At 70.5% G+C, this 22,369-nt stretch carries 18 protein-coding genes; 6 read left to right on the top strand and 12 right to left on the bottom strand.

Going from position 1 to position 22,369, the window contains the following annotated elements; all coding sequences use genetic code 11:
* Positions 1 to 240: 240 nt before the first annotated feature.
* The 6 genes from ABFY07_RS16630 to fxlM form a co-directional block, all read right to left on the bottom strand.
* A complete protein-coding gene (locus ABFY07_RS16630; RefSeq protein WP_346175256.1) occupies positions 241 to 1,374 on the bottom strand; it encodes a hypothetical protein in 1,134 nt (377 codons plus the stop codon).
* Positions 1,371 to 2,372: a thiopeptide-type bacteriocin biosynthesis protein gene (locus tag ABFY07_RS16635; RefSeq protein WP_346175257.1), complete on the bottom strand. Its 1,002-nt coding sequence runs from the start codon at positions 2,370 to 2,372 to the stop codon at positions 1,371 to 1,373. The genes ABFY07_RS16630 and ABFY07_RS16635 overlap by 4 nt, the downstream gene beginning before the upstream one ends.
* Positions 2,354 to 3,580, bottom strand: a complete 1,227-nt coding sequence (locus tag ABFY07_RS16640) for a lanthionine synthetase C family protein (RefSeq protein ID WP_346175258.1) — start codon at positions 3,578 to 3,580, stop codon at positions 2,354 to 2,356. The genes ABFY07_RS16635 and ABFY07_RS16640 overlap by 19 nt, the downstream gene beginning before the upstream one ends.
* Positions 3,577 to 6,642 (bottom strand): lantibiotic dehydratase, encoded by a 3,066-nt coding sequence (locus tag ABFY07_RS16645; RefSeq protein WP_346175259.1) that lies wholly within the window; start codon positions 6,640 to 6,642, stop codon positions 3,577 to 3,579. Before ABFY07_RS16645 ends, ABFY07_RS16640 begins: the two co-directional genes overlap by 4 nt.
* An 89-nt stretch (positions 6,643 to 6,731) precedes the next feature.
* Positions 6,732 to 6,941, bottom strand: coding sequence for an FxLD family lanthipeptide (fxlA, locus tag ABFY07_RS16650; RefSeq protein WP_346175260.1), 210 nt, complete (start codon positions 6,939 to 6,941; stop codon positions 6,732 to 6,734).
* 59 nt (positions 6,942 to 7,000) lie between these two features.
* A complete protein-coding gene (gene fxlM, locus ABFY07_RS16655) occupies positions 7,001 to 8,215 on the bottom strand; it encodes a methyltransferase, FxLD system (RefSeq protein ID WP_346175261.1) in 1,215 nt (404 codons plus the stop codon).
* Positions 8,216 to 8,844: 629 nt separating this feature from the next.
* Between fxlM and ABFY07_RS16660 the strand changes: the two genes are divergently transcribed.
* The 3 genes from ABFY07_RS16660 to ABFY07_RS16670 all read left to right on the top strand — a co-directional run bounded on the left by ABFY07_RS16660 (position 8,845) and on the right by ABFY07_RS16670 (position 11,642).
* Positions 8,845 to 9,024, top strand: a complete 180-nt coding sequence (locus ABFY07_RS16660) for a hypothetical protein (protein ID WP_346175262.1) — start codon at positions 8,845 to 8,847, stop codon at positions 9,022 to 9,024.
* Positions 9,025 to 9,742: 718 nt separating this feature from the next.
* Positions 9,743 to 11,134, top strand: coding sequence for an NsdA family TPR-like regulatory protein (locus tag ABFY07_RS16665; protein ID WP_346175263.1), 1,392 nt, complete (start codon positions 9,743 to 9,745; stop codon positions 11,132 to 11,134).
* 34 nt (positions 11,135 to 11,168) lie between these two features.
* Positions 11,169 to 11,642, top strand: a complete 474-nt coding sequence (locus ABFY07_RS16670) for a TrmO family methyltransferase domain-containing protein (protein WP_346175264.1) — start codon at positions 11,169 to 11,171, stop codon at positions 11,640 to 11,642.
* A 226-nt stretch (positions 11,643 to 11,868) separates the two neighbouring features.
* Here ABFY07_RS16670 and ABFY07_RS16675 read toward each other — a convergent pair whose 3' ends face one another.
* Together ABFY07_RS16675 and ABFY07_RS16680 are read right to left on the bottom strand one after the other, a co-directional pair.
* Positions 11,869 to 12,729, bottom strand: coding sequence for a 3-hydroxybutyryl-CoA dehydrogenase (locus tag ABFY07_RS16675; protein WP_346175265.1), 861 nt, complete (start codon positions 12,727 to 12,729; stop codon positions 11,869 to 11,871).
* Positions 12,730 to 12,884: 155 nt separating this feature from the next.
* A complete protein-coding gene (locus tag ABFY07_RS16680; protein WP_346175266.1) occupies positions 12,885 to 15,212 on the bottom strand; it encodes a xyloglucanase in 2,328 nt (775 codons plus the stop codon).
* Positions 15,213 to 15,588: 376 nt separating this feature from the next.
* On the opposite strand from ABFY07_RS16680, the gene ABFY07_RS16685 reads away from it, so the two are divergent.
* Positions 15,589 to 16,848 carry a glycoside hydrolase family 10-like protein gene (locus ABFY07_RS16685; RefSeq protein WP_346175267.1) on the top strand — a complete coding sequence of 420 codons (1,260 nt, stop codon included), beginning with the start codon at positions 15,589 to 15,591 and terminating at the stop codon, positions 16,846 to 16,848.
* A gap of 16 nt (positions 16,849 to 16,864) precedes the next feature.
* Here the strand turns inward: ABFY07_RS16685 and ABFY07_RS16690 are convergent, their stop codons facing one another.
* Together ABFY07_RS16690 and ABFY07_RS16695 are read right to left on the bottom strand one after the other, a co-directional pair.
* Positions 16,865 to 17,071, bottom strand: a complete 207-nt coding sequence (locus ABFY07_RS16690; protein ID WP_065965979.1) for a DUF1918 domain-containing protein — start codon at positions 17,069 to 17,071, stop codon at positions 16,865 to 16,867.
* Positions 17,072 to 17,125: 54 nt separating this feature from the next.
* Complete coding sequence (locus ABFY07_RS16695) at positions 17,126 to 18,139, bottom strand: DMT family transporter (protein WP_428836941.1); 1,014 nt, start codon at positions 18,137 to 18,139, stop codon at positions 17,126 to 17,128.
* On the opposite strand from ABFY07_RS16695, the gene ABFY07_RS16700 reads away from it, so the two are divergent.
* Together ABFY07_RS16700 and ABFY07_RS16705 are read left to right on the top strand one after the other, a co-directional pair.
* Positions 18,027 to 19,634 carry an aminotransferase-like domain-containing protein gene (locus ABFY07_RS16700; RefSeq protein ID WP_428836942.1) on the top strand — a complete coding sequence of 536 codons (1,608 nt, stop codon included), beginning with the start codon at positions 18,027 to 18,029 and terminating at the stop codon, positions 19,632 to 19,634. The genes ABFY07_RS16695 and ABFY07_RS16700 overlap by 113 nt on opposite strands.
* A 115-nt stretch (positions 19,635 to 19,749) precedes the next feature.
* A complete protein-coding gene (locus tag ABFY07_RS16705) occupies positions 19,750 to 20,214 on the top strand; it encodes a GNAT family N-acetyltransferase (RefSeq protein ID WP_346175270.1) in 465 nt (154 codons plus the stop codon).
* Between the two features lie 31 nt (positions 20,215 to 20,245).
* Here the strand turns inward: ABFY07_RS16705 and ABFY07_RS16710 are convergent, their stop codons facing one another.
* Together ABFY07_RS16710 and ABFY07_RS16715 are read right to left on the bottom strand one after the other, a co-directional pair.
* The gene (locus ABFY07_RS16710; RefSeq protein ID WP_346175271.1) at positions 20,246 to 21,511 is read right to left on the bottom strand and encodes a cation:proton antiporter; all 1,266 of its coding nucleotides are present in this window, start codon (positions 21,509 to 21,511) and stop codon (positions 20,246 to 20,248) included.
* A 3-nt stretch (positions 21,512 to 21,514) separates the two neighbouring features.
* On the bottom strand, positions 21,515 to 21,985 hold the full coding sequence (locus tag ABFY07_RS16715; RefSeq protein ID WP_470068226.1) for a cation:proton antiporter regulatory subunit: 471 nt from the start codon (positions 21,983 to 21,985) through the stop codon (positions 21,515 to 21,517).
* Positions 21,986 to 22,369: the final 384 nt, after the last annotated feature.

Genomic DNA, 22,369 nt, shown 5'->3' on the forward strand with positions numbered 1-22,369 from the left:
CACTCGAGGAGCCGCGCGCGCCGACTGGCCCGAGCTCGTCTTGTGCCCCGGGCCCCGCGCCGACGCACGAGCCAGCTCATGCTTGACGTGCAGAACCGACGCCGCGACCAGCTCCGAACGGCCTCAACCCATGCGGGGTACTGCTCATCCGGTCGGATGGTCATATCGGCACCCGCTGGGACGATCGCCCACCCAGCGGCTCCACCTCCAACACGCCCTCAGCACCATCACCCGCTCGATTCAAGGGGAGACGGCGAGGCAGTGAACGAGGCTCGCTCCCGCCGTGATGACGGCCTGCGTGATCGTGGACAGCACCGACTCCGGCAAGGCTCCCTGACCGAGGCCGCCGTCGCGGACGATCGCTTCCAGCTCACGGCGTGACCGTTCACTAGCCGATAGGGCGGGGTGGCGCAGGATCTCGCGCGCAGCGTATGCGTCGTTTGCCTGTGTGGTGTCGCTGACGATCGCGTTGTGCAGGGGTTGTGTCTGGGCTTCGCAGTCTTCTGGTGCCAGGTCGGTCGCTGCCAGTACCAGCTTCACTCGGAACATTCGCAGGTGCGGCGGGGTGGGCTCCAGGGCATCCCGCACGGCGCGGGCCACAGTAGTGAACGCTTTTGCCGTGGCGTATCCCGCAAGGTGGTCGGCGTAGTGGCGCAGGATCTGTGCGACGGCTTTCTCCCACGGTTCGGTGATCGTAGCCTTGTCGATCAGGGAGTTAGCTGCCTCCAGGCCGGCCGTGTGCAGGCGTGCCACGACCTGCGCTTGCCTGCCGTCGTGCAGCCGCTCAGGGGCCTTGTCGTAGGCGGTCGCATGCTCTGCCGCTTGGGGCCATTGACCGGTGGCGACAAGGAGCCGGGTGCCATCTTCGAGCAGGAGGGTACGAAGCCAGGGCTGGATGTGGTCCCGGGTTGCGTCGGTGGTGAAGTCGGTGAGGTCGATGGGCTGGCCGTAGACGGTGACGGTGCCGCCATCGTGTACGGCGCGGTGCACGCTCATCAGCTGCTGGTAGGCGGAGCTCGGGTCTCCGGCTCGGGCGGCAAGTCGTACGAGGTTAACGATCGGCTGGAGGCTGTTGATGGCAGCGTCCCCGGTAATGGGCCATGCCGTCTGGAAGAGGCGGAGCTGGCGCAGGCACAGGTCAGTCGCCAGGTCGGTCAGGCCGCAGTCAGAGGCGATCAGCGCGGACAGGTTCCAGGTCGCGCACGCGAGGTCGATTCGATCGAGGAGGGGGCCATCCTGCGTCGACTTCTCCGCACAGGTGCGCACCTCTTCGATCCGGGTGGCGAAGTTGGGGTAGACGAGGTGGGACCGGCTGACCAGCGGGAACCGCTTGGCGAGCCGTCGGAACTTTGCCTGCGGGGGCGTCGCGGTCACGGCGTCGGCCTTTCCACGGAGTCAATGGGGTGCAGGATCGCGGTGCGGGCCGCGTGAGCGAGGATGCTCTGGGTGCGGGAAGGCAGGCCGATGCGGTTCCAGTGGAAGATCACGTGGTAGGAGATGACCTCACGCAGGCCGCGGTCGAGGGTTCCGGCCCGGGCGGCTGTGCCGAGAGCTGTTCCCGCGTGGCGGAATGCGTGGACCCAGTCGGCGGCGGGCCTGAGCGTGCGGTCGGACTGGAGCATGGGGCCGGTGGGGCTGGTGTCGGCGAGGAGCAGTTGCCGCACGCTTCCGGCCATGGCGTGGACTTTGGCCGCCGGTACGTCCGGGGGCAGGGGCCGTTCCCGGGTGACGCGGTGCCAGACGTCGCCTTGCTCGAACCACTCCAGTCCGGCGGCCCGCATCAAAGTGGCGCACAGTAGCAGCGACAACTCCCGGCGGCCCAGCTCGCCATGGGCTGGGGCGAGGATGGCGCGGCTGTCGGCGTGGAAGAGGGTGTGGGCGATGGTCATGCTGATATCACCGCCGAATGCCGCGGCTTCGGGCTCGTAGATGCCGGGCCACCAGCGGTGGACTCGCCCGTCGGCGGTGAGTTCGTCCAGCGTGTCGGCCAGGGTCGGGGGGAGCTGTGTTCCGGGGGCTGGGAGCAGGCGCATCCGCCAGCACGGGTGCTTCCGAATGAACCACCAGCCCGTGATCAGCTCGTCCTGTTGGGCCAGGTCCAGGACGGGGGCGATGTGGTCGGCGGCGGTCCGCTCGGCCTTGTCCCAGTCGGTGAACTGGACGTAGAGCTGACGCCACGCCGGGGGCCCTGCCTGCTGGGCGAGCGCGTGCTGCCCGGCCTGCTGGTAGACGGCGATGGCGGCGTCCAGGTCGGCGGGGTCGAGTCCGGCATGGGCTGCGGCGGTGTCGGTGCCGGCGCCGGCCAGGACCTCCAGCACGGCGTGCAGGGTCGCTTCCAGGTGGATGGGTTTGTTCAGTCGATCAGTAGACATGCGTCCCATCCCGAGGTCGGCGCTGTGTCGTGGGCTGCGGTGGTCAGGGCGAGGGCGGTGCCCGCGTCGCCTTGCAGGAAGCCGGGGTCGGGTCCGGGGCGGGCGTGCCGGACGAGGGCGGCTGTTAGGTGGGGCAGGGCGGCGCGCAGCGCCGGGGTGGCGGCGTCGTGGGCCGCGCGCCAGGCGGTCTGGTAGATGCCCGCCCAGCCGTGACACAGGCCCGCATCGGCGATCGTCAATAACTGGCCCGGGTCGGTCAGGCAGCGGGCCAAGGCGTCCTCATACATGTGCTGTCGGACGGTGTCGTGGCGGGCGATGGCAGCGAGTTGCCCCGCGCGGGCGATGCCGGGGGTTCCGTAACACCAGCTGGGCCGGGCCGGACCGGTCTGGCTGGGTGCTCCCGCGTGGAGGTCGCCGAGGTGGAGGTGTTCCGGCCACCAAGGTCCGCTGGGGCCGTCCTGCCGCCACTCGTCGAGCCAGCCGAGGACGGTGTCGATGGCGTCCTGGTGGCCGTCCACGGTCACGCCTTCACGCAGGGCGCGGGCGAGCAGCAGCAGCGGGCCCGTGATGCCGTGGGCCGCGCCCAGGTTGGCGTGCCCGCCGGTGAACTGCTCAGACTGGGTGAGGTGCGGGTCGTGGCCGACCCACCAGCCGGGCAACTCCACGTGATCGTTATCGCGCGTAGGCCGCGTCAGCGCCACGAGATAAGAGAGGACACGTTCCATCGCGTTTCCGGCCGGGGCGCGGCGCAAGAGATGGGCGCCGATGCCGGTCATCCCGTGGAAGACGTCGTACTCGTGGAAGGCAGGGCGGCGTCCGCTACGGACGCGGGTGCCGGCGGCATCGGCACGGCGGTGGACGAGATCGGTAACATGCCGGTCCATCGTGGCCAGGACGTCGTGGTAGCGGCCGGAGTCGGTGGTGGTGGCACAGCTGAGCATGAAGGCGACGGCGGGCACGCCCAGGTAGAGGCCGCTGGTGTCGGCGGCGCTGATGTCGTTGGCGACGGCGCTCTTGATCCAGGTGTGTGCCTGCTGCCAGGTGCCGTTGCCAGTGTGGGCTCGCTCGATGTGAAACAGGGCGGTGCCGGCTGCGCCGACGGCCAGGGACTGTGCTGTCCAGGGCTGGCCTTCGGCTGGGGATGTGGGGGTGGTCAGGTGCCGGGCGAAGGAGTCGGCGGCGGTGGCCGGGCTGGTTGTGGTGGTCACGGTCGGCTCTCCCGGTGGCGCAGGGCGCAGGCTCGGACGAGTCGGCCAGTGAGGCGTTCGCGGTCGGGGTCGACGGGCAACGCGCGGATGTAGTGCTGGTGGAGGAGGGACAACAGCACGGTGTGGGGGTCGCGCTGCGCGGCCAGTCGGTCGCGGTACATGTGCAGGGCGGCGGCGCGGTCCTGCCAGGCGGCGGCCACGTTGGGGCCGCCGGGGATGGACCGGAGTGCTGTCTCGTCGGGGTGGGTCAGGGCGAGGGCCTGACGCAGCAGCGCCCGGTCCAGCGGGCCTTGTTCGCGGGGCAGGTGGCGGGTCAGCCAGTCGGCTGCCTGGTCCGCGTCGCCGGTGAACTGTGTCGCCAGGTCGTACATGCTCGCGGCGGTGAGGGCGTGGCCGGTGTCGGTGTTGCCGGACGTGAGGTGTATTTGTGCCTGGCAGGCGGCCGAGTCTGCGGCAAATACGGCGTGGGCTGCATCAAGGGCGGGGCCACGACCGTAGCGGCCGGTCTGTGGCTGGTAGGTGGCCAGCTCCAGGCGGGAGGCCAAGCGCTGGTCGTGTAGGGCGTCGGCCCAGTTGTGAAGGATGGCGGAGACTGCGCCGTAGTCGTCCGGAGTCGGCAGGTGGAGGTATAGCGCCAGGTGCTGGTCGGAGTCGGGCCGTGTGGTGTCGCGGTGACGGCGGAACCACCACCGTGGCGGATCAGTGAACTGGGCGAGCAGGCCGGGCAGGTGTCCGGTCAGGATCTCGTCGGAGCGTTGTGGGTGGGCGTGGAGTTGGGCGTGCAGGATTGATGCACGTCCCGGCATCAGAGCCTTGGAGGTGACGGCTGGTGCCGTGAATACGGGTGCTGCAGGGCGGAGGCCGGCAGTGTTCGCCAGCTTCAGGGGGATCAGCAGTTCGTGCGGGCGGCCGATCCAGGCGCGGTCCCCCGGGCCGGGGGTTTCGCGCAGCTCGATCCGACGGGTGTTGTCCAGCCGGGCCCGCAGCACCGCCCGGTGCAACCGCTGAGACAGGTCGATGGGCAGCTGCTGGTCGTACTCGACCAGGGCCACACGGTCGGGCACGCGGAACTTGTCCCGCCATCGGTCCAGCGCGGTCTCCCAGTCGGGCATCGTGACCCTGCGGCCGGGAAGGTCCTCGGCGGCCAGCAGCCACCGTGCGGGCGCGAGGACGGTGCGCTTGTACCGCACGCGCGGCAAGTACGGCAGGCGCGCGGCGGCGCCGAAGTTGAACGCCTTGTACACCGCACATCTGCTGATGGTGATCTCCGCCAGGAACCGGGCGAGGGGCGGAGTGTGGACCGAGGCTTCCAGAGCATGCGGGACGCGGGGCTCGATGCGGCGGCCGGTGGACATCTCCACGAGGTAGAACTGCCGGGCGTCTGCGGTGACTGCCAGGTCGGTCAGCGGGATGACGCCGGGTCCCGGCGAAAGGTGCTCACCCAGCGGAATGACGTGCGGCAGCACCTGCATAGTGCGGGTGACGTTCTCATTGCGGCGGCGGCGCGGAGGAAATGACAGCTGTGCGGGGATCGCTCCGGGGCTGGCAGTCGCGTAGCTGGACGCCAGAGCGGACTGCGCCTCAGGTGGAAGCAGATGGGCGAAGCGCCCGAGCATGCTGCTGCCCGGACGCGGCGCCCCGGTGATCAGCAGCCGGTAGTCGGAACGCCGGATGGCGTCCAGCGACGCGGCGTGGATCTCCACCGCGACCTCCGCCCGCGGAACAGGGAGGAAGAGTTCGGTGTCGCCAGCCGCAAGTTCGGACACCGCCGCCTTGGTGAGGACGATCTCGGGGCTGTCGTCGAGCATGGCCTGCTGAAGTAGCGTGAGGATGGTCTCGTCCCGCTCGACCAGGTGGCGCGGGGCGCGGGTGCGATCCGCGCCGAGATAGTCGGCCGGGAGGCCGAGACCACTGTCAGCCACCAGGTCCAGGACAGGCACCATCGCTCCGGCCCCGTATCGGGCGCGGAACCGTTGGTGGTAGTCCCGCCACTGCGGATAGCCGTACGGGTGCGGCGTCAGCCGGTACATAACGGTGGCGGCTTCGGCAGCTTCACGCACCAGGTGCTCGGGGACCTGGACGTCGCAGTCCAGGACGGTGTCCACCAGCAGCGGCACGCGGGTGGCGCCACTCACCTGCTGCATGCTCTGCGTCAGCCGGGTGCCGGGAGTCCACGGGGCGGCGGTATCCGGGTGGTTCACGCCGTCCCGGATCGACGCGAGCTGCGATGCCAGGTCTGCGATGTCGGGAATGCTGGTGGCGTCCGCCTTCTCCAACTGCTCGCACACGTGGGTGAGTGTGTCTGTGCACGTCATCGGCGGCCACAGGCTGCTGATCAGGATGTGCTTGGACAGGAGGTCGGCGAGGAGGCTGGAGAGCTGGTCCGGGCGGGCGGCCGGAAACCGCTCGGCCAGGCTGCGCAGCAGGGAGCTGTACGGGACGGGCGTTACGGCTGCGGTGAGGGCGGCGGTCACGGGACGGGTACGGCGGATGGATAGCTCGACCGGGGCCAGGAGCTTGGCATGCGCATCGGACGCCAGACCGGGCACGACGTGCCGGTTACCGCGTTGTTGACCCGCGTTGTTGGCGACGACATCCAGTCGGGCAAGCAGCCCAGGAGACTGTTCGAGGCGGGTGATGACGTCGGTGAGCCAGTCGGCGTCTGCGCGTAGCACGGTCCGCTGCTTGCCACTCCATGCCATACGTGGGGCTTGGCCGACACGTGTGGAGACGACCCCGGCGAACACGCCGAACGGTGTGGGCCGGTGATTCCAGCGCAACAGGTATGAGGCCAGCGACAGGACGGCTCGGCGCACGTGCCGGGCGTCGGTGTGTTTGCCGTCCAGAATCGCAGCGACCTGCTGAAACAGGATGGGGCTGGCGGCAGCCAGCGCGTGGGGCACCTGGTCGCGCCACACCGTGGCCAGCCATGCCCGGCCCTGTGCGGCCGCGTCGTCGCCGTACAGGGACAGGTCGGGCAGGGGTATCGGTTCGGCAGCGGTGGAGGCGCGTAGCAGTGCGCCGTGCTGCCACTCGTAGCCGATGGGTGATGCGTGTGGCACAGGTTTCTCCTCCTCGTATGGGACGCGCATACGGGTGCCGCCGTGGTGACAGCCGAGTTCGGCTGTCACCACGGCGATGGAATGACCCGTCAGGAAGGATCTTCGATGAAGGAGTTGCAGGAGCTGGCGCCATTGGCGCAGGTGTTGCCGCAGCCGTCGCTGGTGGAGCACATGAGCTTGCGGCCCGGGTGCTCGGCGATGACGACGCGCACGTCCAGCTGGAAATCATCGTCGAGTAGATCCGCAACTGGCGGCTCGGCCAGCACGGTCGCTCCGTCGGCCAGCATGACAGTGGTCATGCGATCACTCTCCCTTTCTCGATGGGTTGGTGCATGACGTCCTGGCCCGGCACCGCGTGCTACGTGGCCGACCAGGAGACCGAGATCCGGCTGTGCTTCTTGTCGATGACCCGATCGCCGGGAATCTGGTCATCCGGGGTGCCGGCCGGGTAGATGGCCACGCGCGGGCCCGGACCCCCACGGTGCTTCTTGCCCCAGGCGCGGATGCAATCGGCGATCTCCTCGGCGAACGACGCGCCGTCGGGGCCGAAGGCGTGGACGCCGTACTCGACGTTCTTGTCGTCCGGGGTTCGGCGCACCAGTACGTAGGCGAAGTTCGGACCGCGGACCGCGGCCATGGAAAAGCCCTTGTTGCTGGGCTCGACCACGGCGGTCTTCGAGTCGAGGTCGACGGACATGATGCAGAACCCAGGCGCCATGGTCGCCAGGTACATCTGGAGCGTGCCGATGTTCTCAGTGCGGCCGACGGTCACGCCGGTCCACGTCTCAGCGCGTGGGGTGCTCAGCACGCCGTCCAGCAGGGAGGGGTCCACGGTAGGCCCGTCGTCGAATCGAAGACTGACCCCGTCACCCAACAGAAGCAATTGCTCGTCATGGGCGTCCTCGCCCTGCATCGGGACGAAGCCGCATACATGGGCGCTTGAGCTGACCAGGTGATCGCCCTGGCGGACGAAGCCGTACGTGCGCGTCAGAGTCCGGATGCGCAGTGGAACGACGAGCCGGCCGCCCTCGCTCAGCTGCTCGCGCCAAGCGGGCGGGATGTCCCAGGCACCGACGGTCACCACAATGGCGTCGTAGGGGGCGTGCTCGGGAACGCCGCCTGATGCGTCAGCCGTCAGTACGCGGACGCGGGAGTAGCCGGTCTCGGCGAGGAAGTGTGCGGCGCGGGCGGCAGCGCCGGCGTCGATATCGACCGTGGTGACCTGACCGGTGTCACCCACCAACTCGGCAATGTACGCGGCGTTGGGCCCATTCGTGCCGTACTCCACGACGTTGTCGCCGGGGCGGATGTCGGCTTGTTCCAGCTGCATCGCCTGGACCTGCGGAGCGGACACCGAGCTGGTGTGATTGCCGTGCTCGTCCTTCTGGGTGATCACGGCGTTGTAGGTGCTGTAGGCGTCTTCGAGAGACGCCTCCGGTACGGCCAGGTGGCGGGGCACCTTGCGCATGGCGGCCTCGATGGTGGGCGAGGTGATCCAGCCGCCTTCCTTCAGCTGGTCTACGACCGTGTTGCGTAGCTCGGTGGCGCGGTTCTCGTCGGGCAGTTCGGCCATGGGCCTGGTCTCCTCGTGGTGCGTGTACGTGAATCCGTGATGATGTCGATGTCCCGTTGGCCGCGCCATGTGGCCCTCCGGCCAAGGCCGAGATTCAGACTTCTCCTATCGGTCGGTTCGTCGTACGGTCGGGGATGTGTCCGTGGGGGAACGAAGGGGCGATCGCCCCGGTAGGGGTGGCGTCTATGAGGTGGCTGTGCCGCGTTGTCGCTGGGCGTGAAGCTGTGCGATTGCCCGAAGTTGCCGCCGCTCGTACTGCGTAGCGGGGCGCACTGAGGCACAGTGCGACCGCCATTCGAGGCCGGTAGGACGGGTGAGGCACACCATCGGTCCGTCGAAGTCGGCGATCATTGCGGGCATGTCGTAGTGCCGGTCGTAGACCACCATGCCAACCGCGAGACGGGGCAGGACATCGGTCCACTTCGCGCCGTTCACTGCTTCCCCCTGGCACGGCATCGGGTGCACGGGAACGGGCACAGCGGCGGGTCGGCCCCCGGCGGGACGAACGCGACGCCGGAGCGCACATCCAGCTGCTGCCTGCCCTGTCCGTGCTGTCCATCGTTCTGTCCCTGCCGCGGCGGCGTTGGGTTGCTCATCTGTGCCCCCACCCAACGACGTACGGCTGGCCCATGGCGGCCCCGCGGGTGTCCGGCGGACCGGAGGCCGGGCGGAACGAGGCGGTGGATCTGTTCGCGCACTCCGCCGCCATGGGTCGTGCGAGCATGTCGGGCAGGCGCGCCGGGCGCATCGTCGGCACGTCCTGGTGCTCCATGGCGGGGCGGCCGTCGGTCGAGTCGGCCGCACGGTGACGACCGTGGCCGGGAAGTAACAACCGCAACAGTGTTTCGAGGATCGTCGCGCTATGTTTGCGCACGTCGTCAACCTCCATGGGGTTGAGGGCCACGGCCCCCGGACGTTCGCCGCTCCAGCAACGTCGCGGGGGTTCTTCCGTGGCGGGTGGTCTGTGTGGCCGGACAGTGCGATCACGCACAGCGCGTGATCGCGCGTCATCGCGGTCTAGTGACCAGCTACGAGACGACGAGCACGATGTTCTCGGTCAGCGGTCCGGCGCTTGTGACGGTGGACCTGTCTGTTGAGGAGTTCATGTGGAGTGCCCCCGCTCGTCGAGTGGCTGGTCTACAAGAGGAAAACGCCTAACCGCGGTTACCGGAATGGGGTCAACGGCTCGGGGGTGGTCAAGGTGATCAAAGATCATCTGCAGTGAAGGGGGCACTCCGGAGTTGTCGACCGGCTCGTCGCTGTCTGGGACGGCAAGCCGGCACGGGGCTCTGGCGCGACTGCAATGTTGTTGTCTACGCGGAGTGCCGGGACTTCCGTCACGGTGCCGTGGCCTGGAGGAGGCTTTGCCGTGAGAGCAATGCCCGCATCCTATGGGTGACTTTCCAGCGCCTGTAGGACACGGGCAAGTAGTGGAGTACTACGTTGAATCTGCGGCCGGTCTGGCTCCTACCGAGCGCAGATTGGTCAACGTGGTCAAAGATCGGCTTCAGTGGTGGGGGCGCAACGATGGCACGCGAGCGGAACGAGAAGTTAGCCGCACTGTTGGAAGAAGCGCGCTGGTCACGGGCCCAGGTCGCCGCTGCGTACAACCGAGTCGCCGAGGAGACGCTGAACGGCGAGGTGCGGGAGAACTCCAAGATCGGGCGCTCCCACGTGAGCATGTGGGTCTCCGGAGTTCAGCCGCAGGGCGTTGCGCCCGCTATCTTGTGCCAAGCACTGTCCCGTCGTTTGAAGCGTGAAGTCACGCCAGAACAGGTCGGGTTCACAGTTTCCAACTCATCAGCGCAGGGGGCGCTGGACTGGCGCGTCGATCCGTTGATCGCGCTCAACGACTTGGGGAGTGGCGTGGACGCGGACCGGCGTCATCTGCTTACCGGCGGGGTTTATTCTGCGGCGGCCCTGTTACTGCCGGACGAGACATGGTGGACCGCTATGGCGCAGCCCCCGGCCGAGCAACCTGTAGCCGGGAAGCGCGTCGGTCGTGGAGATGTGGCGACCGTACGGGAACTCACCCAGGCGTTTTCTCGCATGGACCAACGGCGCGGGGGTGGTCATGGCCGACGCGCCGTGGACGAGTACCTGAAGTCCGAAGTGCTCGACTTCCTTCGGGGCCGATTCGCCAACGACGAGACCCGACGTGCGATGTTCGCTGCCTCAGCGGAACTCGCCTACCTGTCGGGGTGGATGGCGTTCGACAATAGCGAGCACGCGGTGGCGCTCAGGCGCTTCAACACAGGCGTGAAGCTAGCGGCTCGGTCCGGTGACGCGCCACTGAGCGGTCACATCCTCCGTGCGATGGCGCACCAGGCTCTCGATCTGGGCTTTCGCAGCGAAGCCCTCAAGATTGCTCAGGCGTCGGTGCACGGCGATCGGTACGTCGCCGCTACGCCCCGTGAGCGTGCGCTCCTCGGCGTTGTTCACGCTCGTACCCTTGCCGCGGACGGCCAGAAGCAGGCGGCGGCGCGAGCGCTGCTGCGCGCCGAGGACGACCTGTCGAACGCGCGGGACGGAATCAGGGAACCGGACCGAACCTTTTTCTTCGGTGAGGCGTCCTTGGCGCACGAGACCGCATGCACTCTGCGGGTTCTTGGTGACCATCAGCGCGCAGTAAAGGAGTTCCAGCGCTCCGTCCGTACGCGTGGGGCGGCGTTCCGACGTACCCACGCGGTGACCCTCGGGTACATGGGTGCGACGCAGATCGCACAGGGCGGAGTTGAAGAAGCCTGCGTGACCTGGACCAGCGTTCTGGACGCGATGGAGGATGGTATCTATTCGGGACGGGCGCGGCAAACAGTTGTTGACATGCGGAAACTGCTGTCGCCATTCCGGAAGCGTGGCATCCCAGCGGTGGGCGCGCTTGACGCCCGTGCGACCGTGTACCTTGCCCAAGTAGATTGATCACACAAGTCGTCGGATCGGAGAAGGGCTGGCCATGGCTTTGAAGATCGAACCGATCGGGGAAGTCGTCGAAGGTCGCGCCGAGGTCGCCGATGACTACTGGGGCGGCGTCGAGTCGGTGATCCAGCTCGACGATTCAGAGTTCCCCCTGGACTCCGTGCTGGGCCTGGAGGAATTCTCCCACCTGGTGGTCGTGTGGCACTTCGACCAGGCGTCCCCGAGCGACGTCGAGTACCACGCTCGCAGCCCGCGCGGGAACGCCCAGTGGCCGGCAACAGGAACGTTCGCCCATCGCAACCACCGACGTCCCAACCAGCTCGCACAGAGCTTCCCACGACTGATCAAGGTCGACGGGCTCAGGTTGCACGTGACCGATCTGGACGCCGTGGTCGGCACGAAGATCTACGACCTGTCGCCCTACTTCGAGGAGATGGGCCCGCGAGGAACGATCCGCGAGCCCGCATGGCCTGGCGAAATGCTGACAGACTACTGGGCTGAGAAGTCCTGACCTCGTCGGCTACGACGCCCCGGAGGCCGGGGGGACGCCCAGACCCTGGTAGATGATGCCGACCGGGCGCATCCCGAGCACTTCGTAGAAGGCCCAGCCGCCCTCGTTGCCAGGTGAGCAGTGGACGATGGGCGGGCTGAGGCTCTGAGCGCGCCCATCGCCGCTGCCGCATTGCTCGGGTCCGCCCGAGCAGCCAGACGGACCTCCCGACATGCATGTGGACTGGTCAGCCGTACTCGTAGAAGCCCGACCCCGTCTTGCGGCCCATCCGGCCCGCGTCGACCATGCGCAGGAGCAGCGGCGGCGGGGCGTACAGGGGCTCCTTGTACTCGGCGTACATGGAGTCGGCGATGGCCGCGATGGTGTCCAGGCCGATCAGGTCGGAGAGCTTGAGCGGGCCCATCGGGTGGGCGCAGCCCAGCTCCATGCCGTTGTCGATGTCCTCGCGGCTCGCGATGCCCGATTCGAACATGCGGATCGCGGAGAGCAGGTACGGGATCAGCAGGGCGTTGACGACGAAGCCGGAGCGGTCCTGGGCGCGGATCGCGTGCTTGCCGAGGATGTCGTGGACCAGGGCCTCGGCGCGCTTGATGGTCTGGTCGCCGGTGGTCAGCGCGGGGATCAGCTCGACCAGCTTCTGGACCGGGGCGGGGTTGAAGAAGTGGATGCCGATGACCTGGTCGGGGCGGGAGGTGGCGACGGCCAGTTTGACCAGCGGGATGGAGGAGGTGTTCGAGGCGAGGATCGCGTCGGGGCGGGTCACGACCTGGTCGAGGACCTGGAAGATCTCGGTCTTGACCTGCTCGTTCTCCACGACCGCCTCGATGACGAGATCGCGGTCGGCGAACTCGCCGAGGTCGGTGGTGAAGCTCAGCCGCTCCAGCGTCGCGTCGCGCTCCTCCTCGGTGATCTTGCCGCGCTCGGCGGCCTTGCCGAGGGAATTGGTCAGCCGGGTACGGCCCAGCTCCAGGGCCTCCCCGGTGGTCTCCGCGACCTTGACGTCCAGGCCGGAACGGGCGCACACCTCCGCGATGCCCGCGCCCATCTGGCCGCAGCCCACCACTCCGACGCGTTCGATGTCGGTCACCTCGTGCCTTTCGCTGATCTGCTGGTCGTCCCCGACGTTACCTCCCGGTCCGGCCGGCGGGGTGGGCCGGGGGCCGGAACCATACGGTCCGGACCCCGGCCCGGGCGGGCAATGGGGCTGAGGGCCTGTCGGGTTGGGACGAACCGGTCCTGCGGTCAGGCCGAGTCGCCGCGCAGGATGCCGCGCCCGTTCGTGCCCACGTACACCCGCCCGTAGACCCTCGGGTCCCCGGTGATCGCGCCGCCGGTCCAGCCCCACTGGTGGGTGTTGTCGTTGATCCGCACCCAGCTCGCCCCGGCGTCCGTGGAGCGGAAGATCCCGCGCACTCCGCCGATCCTGGCGCTGGTGTAGAGGGTCTGGTACGAGGCGCCGGGGGCGGCCTTGCCGAAGCCGATGGTGTCGGCCTGCTGGACACCGGCCAGCTTGGTGAAGGTCGCGCCCGAGTCGGTGGAGTGCCACAGCCCGTACGCCCCGCTCGCCGAGCCGCCCGCGAGCCAGATGTCGCCCTCCGTACCCGGCAGGGCCTTGAAGCGCACCGGCCCGTCGGTGGGCAGTCCGGTCGCGGCCTTGGCGGTGAAGGTGGCGCCGCCGTCGGTGCTGACGTAGAACCGGCCGGCCTTGAATCCGTAGAACTTCTTGGGGTTCTTGCGGTCCGACTCGACGACCGCCCCGGCCGGGATGCCGCTGGAGGCGGTCCAGGAGTTGCCGAAGCCGGCGGTGTAATAGACGGAGGAGGTGCCGTCGGGGCTCCATACGAAGCCGCTGCCGTCGGCCGCCGCGGCCACCGTGCCGCCGCCCGTGACCCCGGGCGGCTCGCTGCCCTGCCACCAGTTGGCGCCGTTGTCGGTGGAGAAGGCGATCCGGGGCGCGGCGTCGTTGTTGCCGACCCGCACGACCGTGTTCGGGTTGGTCTCGGCGTAGTCCAGGCTGGTGCTGGTGGTGAAGGTGGGCGAGGTGAAGATCTTCCCCGGCACCGCGTCCAGATCGGTGTGGCGGAAGCCGCCGAGGTCACCGAGGGCGCTGAGCAGCGGAGCGCCGGAGGGCGGGCTGGCCAGGTCGTTGACCGCGGTCTCCTCCAGGCCCCTGACCATCGGCGTGATCTTGATCTGGCCGCCGGAGTCCCAGGCCGAGAGGTTCTCGGTGCCGTAGACGGTGGCGCCGGTGCCGTACATCATCCGGTTGGAGTCGAAGGGGTCGATCTCCAGCGCCTCGGTCATCCAGCCGAGCTTGGGGGTGACCTCGGGCGGGGAGGGGTTGGTGCCGAAGGTCAGCCAGGGGACGGACGAGACGTCCTGGGTGTAGCGGAAGGAACGGCTGGGGTAGTTGGTGAAGTCCCAGGCGCGGGTCCAGGTGGCTCCGGAGTCGGTGGAGCGGAAGATCTGGGTGTCCGGCCACCAGGAGCTGTAGCCGGTCACCATCAGCGTGCCCGGCTTCTGGCGGTCGACGGTCAGCCCGGCGTAGCCGAAGTAGGTGTCGGCGTCCGCCATCGGGCTGATGTTCTTCCACTCCCCGGTGGCCGTGGCATACCGCCACACCTGGCCCTTCGCCCCGTCGTACGGGCCGCCCTTGTCGCTCGTGGCGATGTAGAGGTAGCCGTTCCTGGAGTCCAGGACGCCCTTGTGGGCCAGGTAGCCGGTCGGCTGTCCGGCCACGCGCGACCAGGTGGCCCCCGCGTCGGTCGAGCGGTAGACCGTGTTCTCCTTGTCGGCCACGCCCACGTAGATGGTCTTGGTCGCGGTGCCCGACGAGCCCGTGCGCTCGTCGAAGGTCACCCAGACCACGCCCTGGTTGTCGCTCAGATAGCCGCTGGTGTCGCCGGCGTCCTGGACGTAGTTGCCCGGGTTGGGGAAGGCCGTCACCTTCGACCAGGTGACCCCGGAGTCGGTGGAGCGCCACAGGCCGTTGCCGCTCGGTGCGCCGAAGTACAGCACGCTGTTCTTGTTCGGGTCGATCGCCAGGCGCTCGCCCATGCCCCGGCCGGGCATGTTGCCGCCGACCTTGAAGGGGAGGGTGGTGGCCTGCCAGGTGGCGCCGCGGTCGGAGGAGCGCAGGATCGCGCCGTTGGTCGGGTCCCAGCTGTTGGTGTACGTGCCGACGGCCGCGTACACCTTGTTCGGCTCGACCGGGTCGCTGGCCAGGCTCGCCACGCCGGTCCAGCCCCAGCGGTCCCAGTCCACCCAGTCCAGCAGCGGCACCCACTGTTTGGCCGACTGGTCCCAGCGGTAGGCCCCGCCGATGTCGGTGCGGGCGTAGGCGAGGTTCTTCTCCTTGCGGTTGAAGACGATGCCGGGGACGAAGCCGCCGCCGTCCACCCGGACGTTCTTCCAGGTGGTGGCGGCCAGGCCGACGGCGGGCCCGGCGGGGCTGTTCGCGGTGTCGTCGGGACGGGCGGCGGCGGGGGCGGCCGCGGTCAGTAATCCGCCGACGAGTGCCAGCGCGGCCATGAGAGCGCTGAGGGGTCCTCTCCTGCCTGTGAAGCGCACGGGAACTTCCTCTCCGGGCCTCCGCCGCGGGGCGCGGCGGTACGGGGACGGGTCTGTGCGGGTCTGTCCGGGTCCGGGATCGGATCGGGGTCGGGACCGGCTTGGGAGCGCTCCCATATGTGCGTAAGCCGATGCTAGCGGCCGGATGGCCGGGCGAGAAGGGTGAAGTCAAGGAGGCGTGGGGGCAGTTGCGGAGGCCCGTGGGAACGGTCGGAGGGATTGCCGCGTGCCCGTGGGACCGCAATCATCGGCGGGAGCCGGCCACGATCAAGGCCCGGATCAAGACCCCGATCAAGGCCACGATCACGGGCCGGGAGCGAGGGCCGGGTGCAGGGGCCGGGTTCAGGAGCCGAGCCAGGAGCAGTGAGGAGCGAGGATGGGGCAGATCACGCGAAGGGGCCTGACGGCCGCGGCCGCCGGGGCGCTGGCCTCGGCCGTCACGGTAGGGCGGGCGGCGGCGTACGGGCGCGAGGAGCGGGGGAGCGGGGGACCGCGCGAGCCGCAGTTCCGCGGGATGTGGCTGGCCACCGTCGCCAACCGGGACTGGCCGTCCAAGCCCGGCCTCACCGCCGCCGAGCAGCGCGCCGAGCTGCTCGCCTTCCTCGACACCGCGGTCGCCCGGCGGCTGAACGCGGTGGTCTTCCAGGTCCGGCCGACCGCGGACGCGCTGTGGCCCTCGCGGTACGAGCCGTGGGCCGAGTACCTCACCGGTGTACAGGGCCGCGATCCGGGCTGGGACCCGCTGGGCACCGCCGTGCGCGAGGCGCACCGGCGCGGCCTCGAACTCCACGCCTGGTTCAACCCGTACCGCGTGGCCAACCACACCGACCCCACCCGGCTGACCCCCACTCATCCCGCGCGGCTGCACCCGGAGTGGGTGGTGCCCTACGGCGGCAAGCTCTATTACAACCCCGGCCTGCCCGAGGTCCGCCGCTTCGTCCAGGACGCGATGCTGGACGCGGTGGCGCGCTACGACATCGACGCCGTCCACTGGGACGACTACTTCTACCCCTATCCGGTCGCGGGCCAGGTCTTCGACGACGACGCCGCCTACGAGCGCCACGGCGCGGGCTTCCCGGACCGGGCCGCCTGGCGGCGGGACAACATCGACCGCCTGGTGCTCGAGACGGCCGCGCGGATCGAGCGGCTGAACCGGCGGCAGGGCCGGCGGGTGCGCTTCGGCATCAGCCCCTTCGCCGTCTGGCGCAACCAGGCCACCGACCCGCTCGGCTCCGAGACCCGGGCCGGGGTGCAGACGTACGACGACCTGTACGCGGACACGCGCAAATGGGTCCGCGAGGGGTGGATCGACTACATCGTCCCGCAGGTGTACTGGAACATCGGCTTCGCCGCCGCCGACTACGCCAAGCTGGTGCCCTGGTGGGCGGACGTGGTGCGCGGCACCGGCGTCAACCTCTACATCGGCGAGGCGCTGTACAAGGCGGGGGACCCGGCGCAGCCCGCGCCCTGGCAGGACCCGGCGGAGCTGTCGCGCCACCTCACCTTCGACCGGGACTACCCGCAGGTGCGGGGCAACGTCTACTTCTCGGCGAAGGAGGTGGCCGCCGACCGCAACGGCGCCATGGCGCGCGTGGTCGCCGACCACTACCCGTCTCGCGTGCGTCCACCCCGCTGAGCGGCACGGGCCCGGCTTATCGCCGGCCGGGCCCCGGGGGCAGATGACGCACGACCGAATCCGGGCCGGGGGAGACCAGGCACTCGTGTCCGTCGTCCTCGTAGCGGACGCGGTAGGGCGGGGAGCCGTGGTCCCCGAGTACTTCGATGATCTCCGCGGTCCGGTCGTGCATTCCGACAACCCTGCCGTGTACCAGCAGCTTGTCGCCTACGGTCGCCTCCATACGCGTGACCTCCTGTCCGGTGCCCCGGAGGGTGTTGCGGTCCCTGTGGCCAGTTTATGGCCGCTCCTCCGGGTTTGCGCCCGCCGGATCGGCGGCCGCCGGGGCCCGCTTGGCGGCCGCCGAGGCCCGCTGGGTCACGCCGATGCAGACCAGCACGGCCGCGGCGGCCGCGGGCGCGGCCCAGGTGAGGTGTTCGCCCAACAGGAGCACCGACCACACCAGGGTGAGCAGCGGCTGGGCCAGTTGGAGCTGGCTGGCCCTGGCCACGCCGATGGCGGCCATCCCCCGGTACCAGACCACCAGCCCCAGGAACTGCGAGCCCAGGGCCAGCCACAGCAGTCCGGCGACGGCGTGCGCCCCGAGGTGTACGGGCTCGGCGGTCAGCGCGAGCGCGGCGCCCGGCACCGACAGCGGCAGACAGGCCACCAGCGCCCAGCCGATCACCTGCCAGCCCGGCATGTGCCCCGCCAGCTTGCCGCCCTCGGCGTATCCGGCGGCGCAGATCAGCAGCGCGCCGAACAGATACAGATCGCCCCCGGTCAGCGCGCCCCCGCTCTGCTGCACGGCGAAGGCGACGATCACCGCGGCCCCGGCGAGCGCCGCGACCCAGAACCTTCGGGTGTGCCGGGCCCCGGTCCTCATGGCCGCGTACGCCGCCGTGGTCAGCGGAAGCAGGCCGACCACCACGGCGGCGTGCGAGGTCGTGGACGTCTGGAGCGCGAGCGTGGTCAGCAGCGGGAAGCCCACCACGACCCCGGCGGCGACCACCAGCAGGCCGGGCCAGTGGCGGCGGGCGGGCGGCCGGACCCGGAGGACGGCCAGCGTGCCGCCGGCGACCGCCCCGGCCAGCACGAGCCGGCCGGTGACCACCGACCAGGGGCCCAGGCCCTCCAGGCCCCAGGCGGTGGCGGGGAAGGTCAGGGAGAACGCGGCCACGCCCAGCGCGGCCAGAACGGTGCCGACGAGGCCGCCGCGGTGGCCTGCGGGTGGCAGCGGGCCGGACCGCGCGGGGCCGGAGGCCCTGGGGGCGGGGCGTGCGGCGGTGCGTGGCTCCGTGCCACCGCTCACCGCTATCGTCTCGCTCGCGATAGCGCTATCTTGTGGACTCATGCAAGAGCGTAGCAGCGTCGCGGAACTGGCCAAAAGCCTCCGCCTGGAACTGAACCGCTACTCTCCCGGAGAGAAGCTGCCGTCCAGCCGGGCCCTGGTGGACCGCTACCGGGTGAGCCCGGTGACCGTCTCCCGCGCGCTCGCCCAGCTCCGCGCCGAGGGTCTCGTGGTCACCCGGCCCGGCGCCGGAGCCTTCCGGGCCGCGCGGCCGCGGGCGGCCGAGGAGGCGCCGCGCCCCGGCGACACCTCCTGGCAGGAGGTGGCCCTCAGCGTCGAGACGTCCGGGGAGTCGGTCCCGCGCTCCGTCGATGCCTCGGGGGTGCTGGCCACCCTGGCCGGCCCGCCGCCCGGCGCCCTCGAACTGCACGGCGGCTATCTCCATCCCTCGCTCCAGCCGGAGCGGGCGATGGCCGCCGCCCTCGCCCGAGCCGGGCGGCGGCCCGGTGCGTGGGACCGTCCGCCGATCGAGGGGCTGACCGAGCTGCGCGCGTGGTTCGCTGCCGAGATCGGCGGCCGTACCGGATCCCTCGCCCCCTCCGAGGTGCTGATCACCGCGGGCGGCCAGAGCGCGCTGACCACCGCGCTGCGCGCCCTCGCGCCGCCCGGCTCGCCCGTGCTCGTCGAGTCGCCCACCTACCCGGGGGCGCTCGCCGCCGCCCGCGCCTTCGGGCTGCGCCCGGTCCCGGTCCCCGTGGACGGCGACGGGGTCCGCACCGAACTGCTCGAGCAGGCGCTCCGCGCGACCGGGGCGCGCGTGTTCCTCTGCCAGCCCCTGTTCCAGAACCCGACCGGTGCGGTGCTCTCGGCCGAGCGGCGCCGCGAGGTGCTGCGGGTGGCCCGGGCCGCGGGCGCGTTCGTGATCGAGGACGACTTCGCCCGCCGCCTCGCCCACGAGGACGCGGGGCCGCTGCCCGCGCCCCTCGCCGCCGACGACCCCGACGGTGTGGTCGTCCACGTCTGCTCGCTCACCAAGATCACCTCAGCCAGCCTGCGGGTGGGCGCGCTCGCCGCCCGCGGCCCCGCGCTGGAGCGGCTGCGCGCCGTCCAGGTCGTCGACAGCTTCTTCGTGCCGCGCCCGCTGCAGGAGGCCGCGCTCGAACTGGTCGGCTCGCCCGCCTGGACCCGGCATCTGCGCACCGTCGCCGCCGAGCTGCGTGTCCGCCGCGAGGCCCTGGCCACGGGCGTGCGGCGGGACCTCCCCGAACTCGCCCTGCGCCAGGTCCCGGCCGGCGGCTACCACCTGTGGCCGCGGCTGCCCGACGGCACCGACGAGGCCGCGCTGACCTCCGCCGCCCTGCGCGCCGGGGTCGCGGTCACGCCGGGCCGCCCGTACTTCTGCGCCGAACCACCCGCCCCGCACCTGCGGCTCTCCTTCGCCTCGGCGGCGGGCCCCGCCGAGCTGGCGGAGGGGCTGCGCCGGCTGCGCACCGCCTGCGACGAGGTGCTCGGCTGAGGGCGGGCCGGATTCCCGCGCGCCGGATTCCCGCGCGCCGGATTCCCCGGGCGCCGGATTCCCCGGGCGGCGAAATTCCCTCGACGCCGCCCCCTTGACCTGCGAGTCTCCCGCCATGAGTGACACGAACGGCCGACCGGCCGCCGACGGTTACGAGATATCCACCGACCCCTCCCGCATCGACGCGGCCCGGGTCCACCACTGGCTGTCCACCGACGCCTACTGGGCGCTGGGCCGCAGCCGGGAGACGCAGGACCGGGCCATCGCCGGCTCGCTCAACTTCGGCGCGTACGAGACCGCCTCGGGCGCCCAGGTCGCGTACGCCCGGGTGATCACCGACCACGCCACCTTCGCCTGGCTGTGCGATGTCTACGTCGACCGGTCCGCGCGCGGGAAGGGGCTCGGCACCGCGCTCGTCACGGCCGTCCGCGACCACCTGGCGCCCCTGGGGGTGCGGCGCATCCTGCTGGCGACGCACGACGCCCACGGCGTGTACGAGAAGATCGGCTTCACGTCCCTGGACAAGCCGGAGCAGTGGATGGCCCTGCACTTTCCCGGCGAGGACACGCGCGGAGGTTGAGGCGACCGGGACGGACCGGGCCGCGGGCCGGTCAGCGGCGGTGCTGATCCACCGCTTCCCGCGCGGCCTCGGCGGTCCGCGCGGCCACAGCGGCATCGGCCGCGTCGGCCGCCTCGGCGCGGGCCGCCGCGGCGGGCCTGCGGCGCGCGGTCAGCCGCATGGCGAGCGGCTGGGTGTAGCGGGCGGTGAGCGGGCCGAGGATCACCAGGATCAGCACATACGCCGTGGCCAGCGGCCCCAGGGACGGTTCGATCCCGGCCGTGACGGCGAGCCCGGCGATGACGATGGAGAACTCGCCCCGGGCGACCAGGGTGCCGCCGGCCCGCCAGCGGCCCTTGACGGAGATGCCCGCCCGCTTCGCCGCCCAGTAGCCGGTGGCGATCTTCGTGCAGGCGGTGACGACCGCCAGCGCCAGGGCGGGCAGCAGGACCGGCGGAATGCTCGCCGGGTCGGTGTGCAGGCCGAAGAAGACGAAGAACACGGCCGCGAACAGGTCCCGCAGCGGGCTGAGCAGGTTGTGCGCGCCCTCCGCAACCTCCCCGGACAGCGCGATGCCCACCAGGAACGCCCCCACCGCCGCCGACACCTGAAGCTGCTGGGCGAGCCCGGCCACCAGCAGGGTCAGGCCCAGCACTACAAGCAGCAGCTTCTCCGGGTCGTCGCTGGAGACGAAGCGCGAGATGACCCGGCCGTAGCGCACGGCGAGGAAGAGCACCAGACCGGCCACGCCCAGCGCGATGGCCAGGGTGACGCTGCCCGCCGCCACGCTCACCCCCGCCAGCAGGGCGGTGATGATGGGCAGATAGACCGCCATCGCCAGGTCCTCGAGGACCAGGATGCTGAGGATCACCGGGGTCTCGCGGTTGCCGAGGCGGCCCAGGTCGCCCAGGACCTTGGCGATGACCCCGGAGGAGGAGATCCAGGTGACCCCGGCCAGCACCACGGCCGCCACCGGGCCCCAGCCCAGCAGCAGCGCCATGACCGCGCCGGGCAGGGCGTTGAGCGCGGCGTCGACGAGACCGGCCGGGTACTGGGTCCTCAGATTGCTGACCAGGTCGCTCGCGGTGTACTCGAGGCCGAGCATGAGCAGCAGCAGGATCACGCCGATCTCGGCGCCGATCGCCACGAACTCCTCGCTCGCCCCCAGCGGCAGCAGCCCGCCCTCGCCGAAGGCGAGGCCGGCCAGCAGATACAGCGGGATGGGGGAGAACTGGAGGCGTCCGGCCAGCCGGCCCAGCAGCCCCAGGCCGAGGAGCACCGCACCGAACTCGATCAGGAAAAGAGCGGAGGAGTGCATGGTTCACTCCCGCCCGAGTATCGCCGCGGCCGCCTCCACACCCTCGCGGGTGCCGATCACGATCAGGGTGTCCCCGCCGGCCAGCCGGAAGTCCGGCGCGGGGGAGGGGATGGCGTCCGCGCGGCGCAGCACCGCGACGATCGAGGCGCCGGTCTCGGTCCGCATCCGCGTCTCGCCCAGCACCCGCCCGTTCCAGTAGGAGACCGAGGACAGCTCGACCCGCTCGGCCACCAGGCCCAGCTCGGTCGTGGACAGCAGGGCCGGGCTGTGGTGCGAGGGCATCAGGGCGCCGATGAGCGCCTCCGCCTCCTTCGCGGTGAGCCGCACCGACAGTGCGCACTCGTCCGGGTCGTCCTGGCGATATGTGCTCAGTGTCCGTCCGCCCTCGCGATGCGCGACCACCGACAGATGCCTGTTCTCGCGCGTGGTCAGGTCGTAACGGACACCGATTCCGGGCAACGGCGTACTGCTGATCCGCGGAGTTCCCACGGCCGTCCTTCCGTCGTGCGTGCCACTTACCGGTGGACGTACGGCGGCGGTGTTCGGCCGACCGCGTCCCCGTACCACCCTAACGAACGGCAAAGAATTGGTAATGAGGGGGGCGGGATGGGGTCGGTGGTGCTGGGGGGGTGGTGCTCGGACGGGGCCGGCCGGGGACCGGCGGTCGCCGGGTGAGAAGACGATCACCCCTCGGAAGGACGCGCCCGGAGCGCTCCGGACGCGGATCGCGAAGGCTGACGGGCCGGCCCCGCACGCCCTTCATGTTCCTGCATCAGGGTAGTTGTTGCAAGTCATTCGCAATAAGAGGGGAGGGAACTCCGGCCGGTTCCGCCGCGACTACTGGGACGCCACCCGTCC

The organism is Streptomyces sparsogenes subsp. cuspidosporus, from assembly GCF_039532705.1.
Lineage (GTDB): Bacteria > Actinomycetota > Actinomycetes > Streptomycetales > Streptomycetaceae > Streptomyces > Streptomyces sparsogenes.